This window comes from Pseudomonas sp. IT-P2, from assembly GCF_949767575.1.
GTDB classification, from domain to species: domain Bacteria; phylum Pseudomonadota; class Gammaproteobacteria; order Pseudomonadales; family Pseudomonadaceae; genus Aquipseudomonas; species Aquipseudomonas pharyngis.
On record NZ_CATKQA010000005.1, the window covers coordinates 114,321 to 128,856 of the forward strand.

General features: G+C 61.5%; 11 protein-coding genes. 4 read left to right on the forward strand and 7 right to left on the reverse strand.

Features of this window, described 5'->3' with window-relative positions; genetic code table 11:
* The first annotated feature begins 3 nt into the window (after positions 1 to 3).
* From ACM6JM_RS04215 to lpxC, 4 genes are all read left to right on the forward strand, one after another.
* The gene (locus ACM6JM_RS04215) at positions 4 to 870 is read left to right on the forward strand and encodes a cell division protein FtsQ/DivIB (RefSeq protein WP_039766241.1); all 867 of its coding nucleotides are present in this window, start codon (positions 4 to 6) and stop codon (positions 868 to 870) included.
* 15 nt (positions 871 to 885) lie between these two features.
* Positions 886 to 2,145: a cell division protein FtsA gene (gene ftsA / locus ACM6JM_RS04220; RefSeq protein WP_039766239.1), complete on the forward strand. Its 1,260-nt coding sequence runs from the start codon at positions 886 to 888 to the stop codon at positions 2,143 to 2,145.
* Between the two features lie 67 nt (positions 2,146 to 2,212).
* A complete protein-coding gene (gene ftsZ, locus ACM6JM_RS04225; protein WP_007956754.1) occupies positions 2,213 to 3,409 on the forward strand; it encodes a cell division protein FtsZ in 1,197 nt (398 codons plus the stop codon).
* Between the two features lie 112 nt (positions 3,410 to 3,521).
* The gene (lpxC, locus tag ACM6JM_RS04230; RefSeq protein ID WP_007956752.1) at positions 3,522 to 4,433 is read left to right on the forward strand and encodes a UDP-3-O-acyl-N-acetylglucosamine deacetylase; all 912 of its coding nucleotides are present in this window, start codon (positions 3,522 to 3,524) and stop codon (positions 4,431 to 4,433) included.
* Positions 4,434 to 4,494: 61 nt separating this feature from the next.
* Here the strand turns inward: lpxC and ACM6JM_RS04235 are convergent, their stop codons facing one another.
* The 7 genes from ACM6JM_RS04235 to ACM6JM_RS04265 all read right to left on the reverse strand — a co-directional run bounded on the left by ACM6JM_RS04235 (position 4,495) and on the right by ACM6JM_RS04265 (position 14,385).
* The gene (locus tag ACM6JM_RS04235) at positions 4,495 to 6,000 is read right to left on the reverse strand and encodes a sensor domain-containing diguanylate cyclase (RefSeq protein WP_074691003.1); all 1,506 of its coding nucleotides are present in this window, start codon (positions 5,998 to 6,000) and stop codon (positions 4,495 to 4,497) included.
* A gap of 108 nt (positions 6,001 to 6,108) precedes the next feature.
* Positions 6,109 to 7,425 (reverse strand): OprD family porin, encoded by a 1,317-nt coding sequence (locus ACM6JM_RS04240; RefSeq protein WP_414881371.1) that lies wholly within the window; start codon positions 7,423 to 7,425, stop codon positions 6,109 to 6,111.
* A 196-nt stretch (positions 7,426 to 7,621) separates the two neighbouring features.
* Positions 7,622 to 7,843 carry a hypothetical protein gene (locus ACM6JM_RS04245; RefSeq protein ID WP_039766234.1) on the reverse strand — a complete coding sequence of 74 codons (222 nt, stop codon included), beginning with the start codon at positions 7,841 to 7,843 and terminating at the stop codon, positions 7,622 to 7,624.
* A 243-nt stretch (positions 7,844 to 8,086) separates the two neighbouring features.
* Positions 8,087 to 9,451: a heavy metal sensor histidine kinase gene (locus tag ACM6JM_RS04250; RefSeq protein WP_414881372.1), complete on the reverse strand. Its 1,365-nt coding sequence runs from the start codon at positions 9,449 to 9,451 to the stop codon at positions 8,087 to 8,089.
* Positions 9,441 to 10,118, reverse strand: a complete 678-nt coding sequence (locus tag ACM6JM_RS04255; protein WP_011335857.1) for a heavy metal response regulator transcription factor — start codon at positions 10,116 to 10,118, stop codon at positions 9,441 to 9,443. The genes ACM6JM_RS04250 and ACM6JM_RS04255 overlap by 11 nt, the downstream gene beginning before the upstream one ends.
* A gap of 8 nt (positions 10,119 to 10,126) precedes the next feature.
* Positions 10,127 to 13,228: a multidrug efflux RND transporter permease subunit gene (locus ACM6JM_RS04260; protein WP_414881373.1), complete on the reverse strand. Its 3,102-nt coding sequence runs from the start codon at positions 13,226 to 13,228 to the stop codon at positions 10,127 to 10,129.
* Positions 13,225 to 14,385: an efflux RND transporter periplasmic adaptor subunit gene (locus ACM6JM_RS04265; protein WP_210710096.1), complete on the reverse strand. Its 1,161-nt coding sequence runs from the start codon at positions 14,383 to 14,385 to the stop codon at positions 13,225 to 13,227. Before ACM6JM_RS04265 ends, ACM6JM_RS04260 begins: the two co-directional genes overlap by 4 nt.
* Between the last annotated feature and the right edge of the window lie 151 nt (positions 14,386 to 14,536).

A 14,536-nucleotide genomic window follows, 5' to 3' on the forward strand; every position in this document is an offset into this window, starting at 1 on the left:
ACCATGCAAGGCGCTCATCTCAGACATCAGCCACCCGCACCCGGTCGCAAGCCGGTGCCGCGGGGTGCCAGCCGAATGGTGGCCAAAGAGCCGATGTCCGCGCGCCTGCCAAAAGCCAACTTCGGCTTTTTGAAAGGTCTGTTCTGGCCGGTGCTGCTGGTGGCTCTGGGGTTCGGCACTTACGAAGGCGCACAGCGTCTGCTGCCGTACGCCGACCGGCCAATCACCAAGATCGCGGTGCAGGGCGACCTGAGTTACATCAGTCAGCAAGCGGTGCAGCAGCGGATCGCCCCGTACGTGGCGTCGAGCTTCTTCACCATCGACCTGGCGAGCATGCGCACCGAGCTGGAGCAGATGCCGTGGATCGCCCACGCCGAAGTACGTCGGGTGTGGCCGGACCAGGTGGTGATCCGCCTCGAAGAGCAACTGCCGGTGGCCCGTTGGGGCGACGAGTCGTTGCTCAACAACCAGGGCCAGGCGTTCACGCCCAAGGAACTGGCGAACTACGAACACCTGCCGCAGCTGTTCGGCCCGCAGCGGGCCCAGCAGCAAGTGATGCAGCAATACCAGGTACTGAGCCAGATGCTCCGGCCATTGGGCTTCTCGATTGCGCGGCTGGAGCTGCGTGAACGCGGCAGCTGGTTCCTGACCACCGGTGCCGGCAGTTCCGGCCCCGGGATCGAGCTGCTGCTGGGACGCGGCAACCTGGTGGAAAAGATGCGCCGCTTCATTGCCATCTATGACAAGACGCTCAAAGAACAGATTACGAACATTGCGCGCATCGATCTGCGCTACGCCAACGGCCTCGCTGTTGGCTGGCGGGAACCAGTAGCGCCGACGACAGCCCAACCCGCTGTCGCAAAGAATTAAGAAGAGGCAGGACCCATGGCAAACGTGCAAAGCGGCAAAATGATCGTCGGTCTCGATATCGGCACCTCCAAGGTGGTGGCGCTGGTCGGCGAGGTTGCGGACGACGGCTCGCTGGAAATCGTCGGGATCGGCACTCATCCGTCCCGCGGCCTGAAGAAAGGCGTGGTGGTCAACATCGAGTCCACCGTGCAGTCGATCCAGCGCGCGATCGAGGAAGCCCAACTGATGGCGGGCTGCCGCATTCACTCGGCGTTCGTCGGCGTGGCGGGCAATCACATTCGCAGCCTGAACTCCCACGGCATCGTCGCGATTCGTGATCGCGAAGTCAGCTCGGCTGACCTGGAGCGCGTACTCGACGCCGCCCAGGCGGTGGCGATCCCGGCCGACCAGCGTGTGCTGCACACCCTGCCGCAGGATTACGTGATCGATAACCAGGAAGGCGTGCGCGAGCCGCTGGGCATGTCCGGCGTGCGTCTGGAAGCCAAGGTTCACGTGGTCACCTGCGCCGTCAACGCCGCACAGAACATTGAAAAATGCGTGCGTCGCTGCGGTCTGGAAATCGACGACATCATTCTCGAGCAACTGGCCTCGGCCTACTCGGTCCTGACCGACGACGAAAAAGAGCTGGGCGTGTGCCTGGTCGATATCGGCGGCGGCACCACCGACATCGCGATCTTCACCGAAGGCGCGATCCGCCACACGGCGGTGATCCCGATTGCGGGCGACCAGGTGACCAACGACATCGCCATGGCGTTGCGCACCCCGACCCAGTACGCCGAAGAGATCAAGATCCGCTACGCCTGCGCCCTGGCCAAACTGGCCGGTGCCGGCGAGACCATCAAGGTGCCGAGCGTCGGCGACCGTCCGCCGCGCGAACTGTCCCGTCAGGCCCTGGCCGAAGTGGTCGAGCCGCGTTACGACGAACTCTTCACCCTGATCCAGGCCGAGCTGCGTCGCAGCGGCTACGAAGACCTGATCCCGGCCGGCATCGTGCTGACCGGTGGTACGTCGAAGATGGAAGGCGCCACCGAACTGGCCGAAGAAATCTTCCACATGCCGGTCCGTCTGGGCGTGCCCCATGGCGTGAAAGGTCTGGATGACGTGGTACGCAACCCGATTTATTCCACTGGCGTTGGCTTGTTGATGTACGGCCTGCAAAAGCAGTCCGACGGGATCTCGTTCTCGGGCATCGGCAGCCGCGACAGCTACAGCAACGATGAGCCGCAGGCGCCGTTGCTGGACCGTTTTAAGAAGTGGATTCAAGGCAACTTCTAACGCTTTACCGCAGCACCGCAACAAACAGCAGTAGGCGAAAAAACTAGAGAATGTAAGGAGAGGGAAAATGTTCGAACTCGTAGACAACATCCCCGCAAGCCCGGTAATCAAAGTTATCGGTGTTGGCGGTGGCGGCGGCAACGCTGTCAATCACATGGTCAAGAGCAACATCGAAGGCGTGGAATTCATCTGCGCCAACACCGATGCTCAAGCGCTGAAAAACATCGGCGCGCGCACCATTCTGCAACTGGGTACCGGCGTGACCAAAGGCCTGGGTGCCGGCGCCAACCCGGAAGTCGGCCGTCAGGCTGCGCTGGAAGATCGCGAGCGCATCGCTGAAGTGCTGGCCGGCACCAACATGGTGTTCATCACCACCGGCATGGGCGGCGGTACCGGTACCGGTGCTGCGCCGATCATTGCCGAAGTGGCCAAGGAAATGGGCATCCTGACCGTTGCGGTCGTGACCCGTCCGTTCCCGTTCGAAGGTCGCAAGCGTATGCAGATCGCCGACGAAGGCATCCGCATGCTCTCGGAAAGCGTCGACTCGCTGATCACCATTCCGAACGAAAAACTGCTGACCATCCTCGGCAAGGACGCAAGCCTGCTGTCGGCTTTCGCCAAGGCTGACGATGTACTGGCCGGTGCCGTTCGCGGTATCTCCGACATCATCAAGCGTCCGGGCATGATCAACGTCGACTTCGCCGACGTACGTACCGTGATGAGCGAAATGGGCATGGCGATGATGGGCACTGGCTGCGCCAGCGGTCCGAACCGTGCACGTGAAGCCACTGAAGCGGCCATCCGCAACCCGCTGCTGGAAGACGTGAACCTGCAAGGCGCACGCGGCATCCTGGTGAACATCACTGCCGGTCCTGACCTGTCCCTGGGTGAGTACTCCGACGTGGGTTCGATCATCGAAGCCTTCGCTTCCGAGCACGCGATGGTCAAGGTCGGTACCGTTATCGATCCGGACATGCGCGACGAACTGCACGTGACCGTGGTTGCCACCGGTCTGGGCGCGAAAATCGAGAAGCCTGTGAAGGTTATCGACAACACCGTTCACACCTCGATGGCCGCTGCTCAGGTGCAGCAACCGGCACCCGCTCGTCAGGAGCAGCCAGCGGTGAATTACCGTGACCTGGACCGTCCGACCGTCATGCGCAACCAGGCTCAGGCCGGTGCTGCGACTGCCGCGAAGATGAATCCGCAAGATGACCTGGACTACCTGGACATCCCGGCCTTCCTGCGTCGTCAGGCCGATTGATGAAATGTATCAGGGGTATTCAGGTGATTGGTGTTCAGCAAAGGCTCGGTCTGCTATCATCGCCAGCCTTTGTTGATACCAGTTCGCAATTTGCGCTGAAGCGGCCCATGCCATGATTAAACAACGCACACTGAAAAATATTATCCGTGCCACCGGTGTAGGTCTGCACTCCGGGGAGAAGGTTTACCTGACCCTCAAGCCTGCACCTGTCGACACCGGGATCGTCTTTCGTCGTGCCGATCTCGATCCGGTTGTCGAGATACCGGCTCGCGCGGCCAACGTCGGCGAGACAACCATGTCGACGACGCTGGTCAACGGTGACGTGAAGGTAGACACGGTGGAGCACTTGCTCTCGGCCATGGCTGGCCTGGGCATCGATAACGCCTACGTCGAGCTCTCCGCGTCTGAAGTCCCGATCATGGATGGCAGCGCAGGACCTTTCGTATTCCTGATTCAATCGGCTGGCCTGGAAGAACAGGACGCCGCCAAGAAATTCATCCGCATCCTGCGTGAAGTGACAGTGGAAGACGGCGACAAGCGCGCCACTTTCGTCCCTTTCGAAGGGTTCAAGGTGAGCTTCGAGATCGATTTCGATCACCCGGTTTTCCGGGACCGCACCCAAAGTGCAAGCGTGGATTTTTCCAGCACTTCGTTCGTAAAAGAAGTCAGCCGCGCCCGTACTTTCGGTTTCATGAGTGACATCGAGTACCTGCGCAAGCACAACCTCGCACTCGGCGGCAGCGTGGAAAACGCGATCGTGGTCGATGCCGATGGCGTACTGAACGAAGACGGCCTTCGCTACGAAGACGAATTCGTGAAGCACAAGATCCTCGATGCGATTGGCGACCTGTACCTGCTGGGCAACAGCCTGATTGGTGAGTTCAAGGGCTTCAAGTCCGGCCACGCACTGAACAACCAGCTGCTGCGCAAGTTGATTGAGCAGAAAGATGCCTGGGAAGTCGTGACGTTCGAAGACGCCAGCACTGCACCAATCTCTTACATGCGCCCGGTTGCGGCGGTGTAAGTAAAAAACCTCTCTAGTTTTTTGAAGGCCACCTTTGGGTGGCCTTTTTTTATGCCTGTTTTCAGGCGACGACGACCCGGTTTCTCCCACCTTCCTTGGCTTGATACAACGCCTTGTCCGCCGCGAACAACAGCTGCTCCAGACTGATTTCGCTCGTCGACGTCCAGGTACTGATACCGACGCTCACGGTCATCGGTGACTGGTCTTGATTCAGGCTTGGCAATTGCTCCACCGCTGTACGAATGTGTTCGGCGATCTGCTGCGCCCCGGCACTGTCGGTTTCCGCGAGGATCACCGAAAACTCCTCACCGCCATACCGAGCCACCAGATCCGCCGGACGCCGCACATTGGCGGTGATCACCCTGGCCAGTTCACGCAACGCCTGATCTCCGGCCTGATGCCCGTGGCGGTCATTGAAGGCCTTGAAGTGGTCGGCGTCGATCATCAGCAATGAAAGCGGCTTGCCCGAGCGCTGGGCGCGGAACCACTCGTGGCGCAGTGACTGATCGAGCATCCGCCGGTTGGCGACCCCGGTCAGGGCATCGGTCGCCGCGAGCTGCGCCAGTTCATGTTCGGCCCGCTGACGCAGGCGCAGCTCCCGGGCCAGCAGCCAGGTCAGCCACAGCAGACCGGCACACAACACGCCGGTGGCGCCGCTGATCAGGATCGCCGTGCGTCGCCACGCACCGAACACTTCCTCGCTGGACAGGGCAACGATCACCGTCAGCGGCAGATTGCCGACCCGCGAATAGGTGTACAGCCGTTGCTGATAATCCATGCTCGAAGTGCTGTTGAAACTGCCATTGCCGTTGCTGTCGCGCAGAATCCGCACCACATTGGGCCGGGCGGCAAAGCTCTTGCCGATCGAATCGCTCTGCAGATAAGGCTTCTGCGCCAGCAGGATGCCGTCGTTGTTGATGATGTTGAGGGTGCTGTCGATGCCGATGTCGAGGCTGTTGAACAGTTGATCGAAGTAATCGAGTTTCATCGACGCCACGGCCACACCCAGAAACTCACCGGTGTCTGAAGAAATGCGCCGACTGAAACTGATCCGCCACTGGTTGGCGTCATCGCAGTCGCAGCGGGGTTTGAACGGACGGCTGATGAACATGCCGGTGTCGCGGTTGAAGGCGTGGGCGAGGAAGTAGTCACGGTCGGCGAAATTGCCCGGCAGCGGATCGACCCGCGAGGAGTCGGCAATCACCTCGCCATACTTGTCGAGCAACAGGATGTCGCCCTTGAAGCGCGCCGTGGTGGAGCGGTCGAACAACGCCAGATGGCGGATCTGCGGCGAAACGTCTTTCAGGTCGTCACGTTGGGCGGCGGCGATCAGCCCTTGCAGCGTCAGGTCATACAGCTCGACGGTGCGCAGCACGTCGGCGTCGATCAACTGGGCGATGGTGGTGGCGCCACGGGTGGCCGATTCCTGGGCGTTGGCGCGTTCACGGATCAGCAGGAACGTGACGATGCAGACAATCGCGATCACGCTCAGCAGGCTGCCTGAGATCAACAGCAGCTCGGAGCGTCCGGTCGTGCCGGGAACGGTAGGGGTGCGGCTCGCGATCATGGTCCGGTTTTCGGTTGGGGATTCTTCTAAGCGTAGTTGTACCCGCTCGCTGCCACAGGCAAGAAAAAGGCCAGCGCGTCAGGCTGGCCTTTTATCGCAGTGCCGATCTTAGAAGACGTTGATCGGGTAGTCGATGATCACACGGTATTCATCGGTGTCCGTATCGATTGCGCCGTAACCGTTTCCGCCGCGGTTGGTCGCCCATTGCAGGCATACCGCCAAGTCTTTGGCCTGGCCGCTCTGCACCACGTATTTGAGGTCGATGTCGCGCTCCCAGTGTTTGGCGTTGCGACCCTCGGCGCTGTACCACGAGGCGTAACCCTTGCTGTCCGGATCGACTTTGGTCAGGTCCAGCGTACCGCGTGAGTAGGACAGCGACGAGGTCAGCCCCGGCAGGCCGACGCCGGCGAAGTCGTAGGCGTACTTGAGTTTCCACGAGCGCTCGTTCGGGCCGTTGAAGTCCGAGTACTGCTGCGAGTTGTCGAGGTAGACGCTGTCGCCCTGGCTGATGTAATCGAACGGCGTGTTGCCGTTGACCCGCTGATACGCGGCGGTAACGCTGTGGCTGCCGATGCCCACGGTCAAATGCAGGCTGTAGGTGTTGTTGTCGATGTTGCCCAGCAGCGCGTCGCCGGTGTCCTGGGTGTGATAGAAGTGCAGGCCCGGGTTGAGGGTCACCCGGTCATTCAGTGCCCAGGTGTAGTCGAGGTCGTAGTAGTACTGGTTCCAGATGTCCTTCAGCTCGGAAGCGTACAGGCTGCTGGTCAGGCCTTCGACACCGCTCCAGGCCACGCCGGCCCAGTTCAGGTGCTGGCTCTTGTCGCCGTCGGTTAGGGTGCCGTAAGAGGTGCCGATGCGTTTGTGGCCGCTCTGGTTGTAGGGCTTGGTGAAGCTGGCCTGGCCGCCTTCGATCATCCAGCCGTCGAAGCTGTGGTTGGTCAGGCTGATGCCGCGAAAGGTCTGCGGCAGCATGCGCGTCTCGCCACCGGCGATCACCGGGTTGGCGAGGAACAGATCGCCGGCTTTCAGCTCGGTATCGAACGCCCGCATTTTTAGGGTGCCACCCGCCGTGGAGAACGAACCCGGCGCTTTGCCGCTGCCGTCACTGACCGGCAGGATGCTGGAGTTGTCCGTACCACCACCGCCGTCGAGTTTCAGGCCGAGCATGGCGTGCGCATCGAGGCCGAAGCCGACCGTGCCTTCGGTGTAGCCCGACTCGAATTTGCCGAGGAACCCCTGGCCCCACTCGATGTTGTCGTCCGTCTGCTGCAGGCGGTTGCGGTTCATGTAGTAGTTGCGGGCATTGAGGTTCAGGCTCGCGCCTTCGACGAAACCTTGCTGCTCGGCTTCGGCAGCGTGGGCGGCGGGGGCAATCGTTGCGGCAATTGCAATGAACAGCGGGGTGACGCGAACTGGGTAACGCACGTGCGGTAAAGCTCCTTGGGTCAACTGACACTTCAATGTCATGAGGTGCGGGATGTTTCCAGTTGTTAAAGACGTACCAGACAGCTTTCAGACCACAACGAAAAAAGGCCGCTGAAAATCAGCGGCCTGCAAGGACGACGGTTGAACGGGAAGAGCCAAACAACCGCGTCGAGGGAAACGTTGCGCAGTGCGCGACTCAGCTGTCTTTCTCGGAGGCTTGAGCCTGAGAATTTAAGGCCTGCGGGGCTTGCGTAGCGTCCTGAGCCTTGGCCATCACTTCTGCCTGATGCTGTTCGAATGCGTGAGCGCGAGCGGCGTTTTGCGCTACAAACGTCTGGGATTCTTCAGCCATCGCCATCGGCGACAGGATCAATGAGGACAAAACGAAAGCGCTGGCAATACCCATACTGTTGGACATCTTGAAAACCTTCTTGCTTGGCAAGTGCTGTTTGGTGCGGGCAAAGATAAGGTTGCCGGGCGTTGGGAAACAGCGTGATTTTCATAAATGACTGTTACAGCGGAAGCAAAGATCAACGGGTGATCATTCCAGGACTCGGCTTGGGAACACCTTGATGGAAGCTCTGTGTTCGGCTTTGGAGTGGAACGCGGAGCGTCCCGGGCTGCATTCCCACGCGGAGCGTGGGAACGATCGGGAGAGGGGTCAGACGGGGAGGTGGATCCCGAAGGTGTTCATCCCGCGATCACTGCGCACAAACACATCGCCGCCGTGCATTAACGCGATCGCCTTGACGATCGCCAGCCCCAACCCGTGATTGTTGCCGCTGTTGCTGCGCGACGCATCCACCCGGTAGAAACGCTCGAACAAGCGCGGTAAATGCTCGCTGGCAATCGGCGCGCCGGGGTTGGCCACGCCGATGCTGACCTGATGTTCCTCGACCGCGATCTGCACCTCGATCACTTGGCCGGGCGCCGTGTGTTGCACCGCGTTGCTCAGCAGATTGATCAAGGCCCGGCGCAGATGGGCGATCTCGATCTGCACCTGCGCATCACCGCTTACCCGAACCTGGACCTGCGCATCCTCAAGGATGAAATCGAGGTATTCGAGAGTGGTCGCCACTTCATCGGCCAGCGAGGTCGAGGTCAGTTTGGTGGCCTTGCTGCCCTGATCGGCGCTGGCCAGGAACAGCATGTCGTTGATGATCGAGCGCAGGCGCTCCAGCTCTTCGAGGTTGGATTGCAGCACTTCGAAATAATGCTCGGCGGAGCGCCCGCGAGTCAGGGCGACCTGGGTCTGGCCGATCAGGTTGGTCAGCGGCGAGCGCAGTTCATGGGCGACGTCGGCGTTGAAGGATTCGAGCCGCGAATAGGCTTGCTCAACCCGCTCCAGCGTCGAGTTGAACGAGTCGACGAACTGCTCCAGTTCCGGCGGCAACGGCGACAGTCGCAGACGCCCGGCCCGCAACGGCGGTGCCAGACGCTGGGCTTCCTGGGACAGTTTGATCAGCGGCTTCAGGCCGATCCGCGCCACCCAGTAACCCAGTGCCGAGGCCAGCAGCACGCCGATCACCGCCAGACTCACCAGCGCAATCAGTAACTGATGCTGGGTCTGGTGAAAGGTCTCGGTGTCGATGCCGATCATGAAGCGCAGCGGCGGGCGTTGATCCTTGGCCGGCAGTTCGGTCAGCAGTACTTTCAGCGGATAGGGATGGTCGGGCAGTTGCAGGTCGCGCATGCCCAGCGGGCCTCGGGCAAACGCACGGATCAAGGCATCCGGCTCGCCAAACTCGTAGCCCGGATTGCCGCTGACCACCCAGAAACGGATGCGCTTGTCTTCTTCGCCGAGCAGCTTGAGCTTGGCGTTGATCTTCACCCAATGCTCGGGGGTGCCATAGCGGTTGAGCGCGGATTCCAGCACGCTGTAACGCGCATCGAGTTCCGCTTCCGGCAACAGACCCAGGCCTTTGTCCACTTGTTGATACAGCGCGCCGCCGATCAACAGGAACACCAGCAGCGCCACCAACGTGAACATTCCGCTCAGGCGCAGGGCGATGGAATTACTGGACACCACGGCTCTCCAGCACATAACCCATGCCACGGATGGTGTGCAGCAGTTTCTCGTCGAACGGCCCGTCGAGCTTGGCCCGCAGGCGTTTGATCGCGACTTCGACCACGTTGGCGTCGCTGTCGAAATTGATGTCCCAGACCATTTCGGCAATCGCGGTTTTCGAGAGAATTTCGCCCTGACGCCGGGCCAGCACGCTGAGCAGCGAAAATTCCTTCGCGGTCAGATCCAGCCGGGTGCCGGCGCGGGTGGCTTTGCGGCTGATCAGGTCAATCCAGAGGTCGGCGATGCTCACTTGTACCGGTTCATGGCCGCCACTGCGCCGGGTCAGCGCTTGCAGGCGCGCCACCAGTTCGAGGAAGGAAAACGGTTTGCCGAGGTAATCGTCGGCGCCGTCGCGCAGGCCCCGGATCCGGTCTTCGACCCGCTCGCGGGCAGTGAGCATGATCACTGGCGTCTGCTTGCGCGCACGCAAGGCGCGCAGTACGCCGAAGCCGTCGAGACCCGGCAGCATCACGTCGAGGACGATCACCGCGTAGTCGCTTTCCAGCGCCAGGTGCAGGCCCTCGACGCCGTCGCGGGCCCGATCCACGGTGTAACCCTGTTCCGTCAGGCCGCGGTGCAGGTAGTCCGCGGTTTTCTCTTCGTCTTCGATAATCAGAACGCGCATGACCCGCCTCAGTCTGTCGTTGCCAGCGCCGCGACGGGCGCAGGTTTGGGCTTGTGGAACAGCCGCTCAAGCCACAAGTATATGACCGGCGTGGTGAACAGCGTCAGCATCTGGCTGACCAGCAGGCCGCCCACCACAGCAATCCCCAGCGGCTGGCGCAGTTCCGCGCCGGTGCCGTAACCGAGCATCAGCGGCAGGGCGCCGAGCAGCGCGGCGAGGGTGGTCATGATGATCGGCCGGAACCGCGTGATACACGCTTCGAAAATCGCATCCTGCGGCGACAGCCCGCGATGGCGCTGGGCTTCCAGGGCGAAGTCGATCATCAGGATGCCGTTCTTCTTCACAATACCGATCAGCAACACCAGCCCGATCAGCGCCATGATCGAAAAGTCCTGCCCGCAGATCCACAGCATGATCACCGCACCCAGCCCCGCCGCCGGTAAGGTCGAAATGATCGTCAGCGGATGGACGAAGCTTTCATAAAGCACACCAAGAATGATGTACACCGCCACCAGCGCCGCGAGAATCAGCCACGGCTGACTTTTCAGCGAACTCTGGAACGCCTGGGCCGCGCCCTGAAAGTTGCCGCTGATGGCGGTCGGCATGCCGATCTCGGCCTTGGCCTGATTCAGCAGAATCACCGCGTCGCCCAATGCCACGCCGGGCGCCAGGTTGAAGGACAGGTTGGCGGCCGGGAACATGCCGTCGTGGGCAATCGACAGTGGGCCGATGGTCGGCGCGTCGAATCGGGCCAGCGCCGACAGTGGCACCATTTCCCCGCTCAGCGGCGAGCGCAGGTAGAAATAGTTGAGGCTTTCGGCCTTGCCGCGCTGTTTGGTGTCCAGCTCCAGAATTACGTTGTACTGGTTGACCTGGGTCTGGAACTCGTTGATCTGCCGCTGACCGAAGGCGTCGTACAGCGCCTCGTCGACATCACTCGCCGTCAGGCCGAAACGCGCGGCGGCGCTGCGGTCGATGCTGATATGGGTGATGCTGCCGCCCAGTTGCAGGTCGTTGGAAATGTCACGGAACGCCGGGATGCTGCGCAGCTTCTCGGTGAGTTTCTGGGTCCAGGTGGCGAGGGTCGGCCCGTCGTTGCTCTTGAGCACGTATTGATACTGCGCACGGCTCGGGCCGGAGCTGAGGTTGATGTCCTGGCCGGCGCGCAGGTAAAGCACGATGCCCGGGACTTTCATCAGTTGCGGACGAATGCGGTCGATGAACTGGCTGGCCGAAACATCGCGGTCTCCGCGTTTTTTCAGGGCAATCCAGAAGCGCCCGTTGGCGATGGTCTGGTTGCTGCCGGACACGCCGACCGAGTGGGAGAACGCCTGCACGGCCGGGTCGGCGGCGACGATTTCGGCCATCGCCAGGTGTTTTTTCACCATGTCGCTGTAGGAGATATCGGCGGCGGCTTCGGTGGTGCCGAGGACGAAACCGGTGTCCTGCACCGGGAAGAAACCCTTGGGGATAAACACGTAGCCGCCAATCGCCAGTGCGACGGAAATGCCGAACACGCCGATCATCAATTTCTGGTGAGCGAGGGCGCGGCGCAGGCCTTTTTCGTACCAGCTGAGCAGGCGTTCGCTGAAGCCCGGTTTGTCATGGGCGTGATGCACCGGTTTGCTCATGAACAGCGCTGCCAGCGTTGGCGCCAACGTCAACGACACCACCACGGAAATCATGATGGTCGAGGTGGCCGTCAGGGCGAATTCCTTGAACAGCCGCCCGACCACGCCGCCCATGAACAGCAGCGGAATGAATGCCGCCACCAGCGAGAAACTGATCGACACCACAGTGAAACCGATCTCGCCGGCGCCCTTGATCGCAGCGTCGCGCATGCTGTCGCCGGCCTCCAGATGACGGTGGATGTTTTCCACCACCACGATGGCATCGTCGACCACGAAACCCACGGCCACCACGATGGCCACGAGGGTCAGGTTGTTCAGGCTGAAACCGAGCAAATACATCAAGGCGAAACTGGCGGTCAGCGACACGCCGAGCACCGCCGAGACAATCATCGTCGCCGACAACTGGCGCAGGAACAGCGCCATGACCGCCACCACCAGCAGGATCGCGATCAGCAGGGTGATTTCCACTTCATGCAGCGAGGCGCGGATGGTCTGGGTGCGGTCGATCAGGGTTTTGACCTGCACCGAGGCCGGCAGCATGGCTTCGAGGCCGGGCAGGGCGGCCTGAATCCGGTCGACGGTTTCGACGATGTTGGCGCCGGGCTGGCGGGAGATCACCAGGTTCACGCCCGGCCGATCACCGGCCCAGGCCTGCACGTAGGCATCTTCCGAACCGTTGACGACTTTGGCGACATCCTTGAGGTGAACCGGGGCGCCGTCCTTGTAGGAAACGATGAGCTGGCTGTATTCCTCGGGGTGGAACAACTGGTCGTTGGTCGACAACGTGGAAATGCTCGATTCGCCGTACAGCGCGCCCTTGGCGAGGTTGAGGCTGGTCTGCTGGATCGCCACACGAATGTCGGCGAGGGTCAGGCCGATGGCCGCCAGTTTGTCGGCCGAGGCCTGTACGCGGATTGCCGGACGTTGCTGACCGGTGATGTTGATCTGGCCTACACCGTCGATCTGACTGATCTGACGCGCAAGGAGGGTTTCCACCAGATCGCTGAGTTCAGTGCCGGGCATTTGCGTGGAGCTGACGCTGAGGATCAGCACCGGGCTGTCCGCCGGGTTGACCTTCTTCCAGGTCGGCAGGGTCGGCATGTCTTTCGGCAGTTTGCCAGCGGCGGTGTTGATCGCGGCCTGCACTTCCTGGGCGGCGGTGTCGATGCTCTTGTCGAGGATGAATTGCAGGGTCAGCAACGTGGAGCCCAGCGCACTGCTGGAGGTCATCTGGGTCATGCCGGGGATGGCGCTGAATTGCACCTCCAGCGGCGTGGCCACGGACGAGGCCATGGTGTCCGGGCTGGCGCCGGGCAGTTGGGCGGAGACCTGGATCGTCGGAAATTCCGCTTCCGGCAGTGGGGCAATCGGCAGACGCGGGAAGGCAATCACCCCGACCAGTACCAGCGCGATGGTCAGCAGAATCGTCGCCACCGGGTGATCGATGCACCAGGTCGAAACGCCTTTGTGCTGCTTCATGGCTTGGGCTCCGCTTGCACCACCTGCGGCGGTTCGCTCATGACCTGCACGGTCGAACCGGGCTTGAGCCGCGACTGGCCGTCACTGACCAATACGTCGCCGGGCTTCACGCCCTTGATGATGTCCTGACCGCTGCCCTGGTAAACCATTTGCACCTGCACCGCTTCAACCTTGTCGCCGTTGACCCTGTACACGAAGTGTTGATCGAGGCCGCGTTGTACGACGGTGGGCGGAACCACCAGCGCATCTTTATCCAGCGCTGTCTGAATCTTTACCGTCACCAGCAGGCCCGGCCAGAGTTTCTGGTTGGGGTTGTCGAACTCGGCCTTGGCGCGGATGGTGCCGGTGTTGGCGTTGATCTGATTGTCGATCAGGGTCAGGTGACCTTCGCCGAGCAGGTTGCCGGTTTCGCCATCGGTGTCGGCGCCGATGTAGGCCTTGACCAGTGCGCGCTGCGGGTCGCTGATCAGGCCTTGCAGGGTTGGCAGCATTTGCTGGGGCAGGGAAAACTCGACGGCGATCGGGTCGATCTGGGTCACGGTGAACAGACCTTGGGTGTCGGTCATACGCAGGAAGTTGCCTTCGTCGACCGTACGAATCCCGACGCGGCCGGTGACCGGGGAGCGAATCTGGGTGTAGGAAAGTTGTACCTGTGCCGCGTCAATCGAAGCCTGATTGCCTTGGGCGGTGGCCTTGAGCTGGTTGACCAGTGCCTGTTGCTGGTCGTAGGTCTGCTTCGATACGCCGTCGTCGACGCTGAGCAGTTTGTAGCGCTTGAGGTTGACCAGAGCGACTTGCAGTTGCGCCTGGCTTTCGCCCAGTTGTGCCCGGGCCTGGTCGAGGCTGGCGCGGATCGAGCGGTCGTCGATGGTGGCGAGCAGGTCGCCCTGTTTCACCAGTTGACCTTCCTTGACCAAAAGCTTGGTGAGGATGCCGTCGATCTGTGGGCGCACCACGACGCTGTGCAGCGAAAGGACCGAGCCAATGCCGCTGGTGTAGCGGGGGACGTCTTTTTCGCTGACGGCGACGACCCTGACCGGGATGGCGGTGGGGGCTGCCAGTTTGGCCGGGGCGGGTTTGTATGCGTACCACAGACCTGCGGCTGCGAGGGCGATCAACAGGGTGGCGAGCAGGGCCTTTTTCTTCTGGGTTTGCATGCTTGTGGGGCGCCAGGGGACGGGGTTTGGGCAGGTTTTGTCTTTATAAACTTGTTTGGGGGTCAGGAGGGTGACGGCTGGCTGACGGCGCTGTCAGTTTCGGCTTTTGACTTGGCGGCCTTTGGGCCGGCCAGGCTTTGGATGTTCTTTG

Bases quoted from the DNA above. Each gene is read 5' to 3' on its own strand.
- ACM6JM_RS04235 (WP_074691003.1), bottom strand. From the start codon at position 6,000: ATGATCGCGAGCCGCACCCCTACCGTTCCCGGCACGACCGGACGCTCC.
- ACM6JM_RS04260 (WP_414881373.1), bottom strand. From the start codon at position 13,228: ATGAAGCAGCACAAAGGCGTTTCGACCTGGTGCATCGATCACCCGGTG.
- ACM6JM_RS04265 (WP_210710096.1), bottom strand. From the start codon at position 14,385: ATGCAAACCCAGAAGAAAAAGGCCCTGCTCGCCACCCTGTTGATCGCC.
- ACM6JM_RS04245 (WP_039766234.1), bottom strand. From the start codon at position 7,843: ATGTCCAACAGTATGGGTATTGCCAGCGCTTTCGTTTTGTCCTCATTG.
- ACM6JM_RS04255 (WP_011335857.1), bottom strand. From the start codon at position 10,118: ATGCGCGTTCTGATTATCGAAGACGAAGAGAAAACCGCGGACTACCTG.
- ftsZ (WP_007956754.1), top strand. From the start codon at position 2,213: ATGTTCGAACTCGTAGACAACATCCCCGCAAGCCCGGTAATCAAAGTT.
- lpxC (WP_007956752.1), top strand. From the start codon at position 3,522: ATGATTAAACAACGCACACTGAAAAATATTATCCGTGCCACCGGTGTA.
- ACM6JM_RS04215 (WP_039766241.1), top strand. From the start codon at position 4: ATGCAAGGCGCTCATCTCAGACATCAGCCACCCGCACCCGGTCGCAAG.
- ftsA (WP_039766239.1), top strand. From the start codon at position 886: ATGGCAAACGTGCAAAGCGGCAAAATGATCGTCGGTCTCGATATCGGC.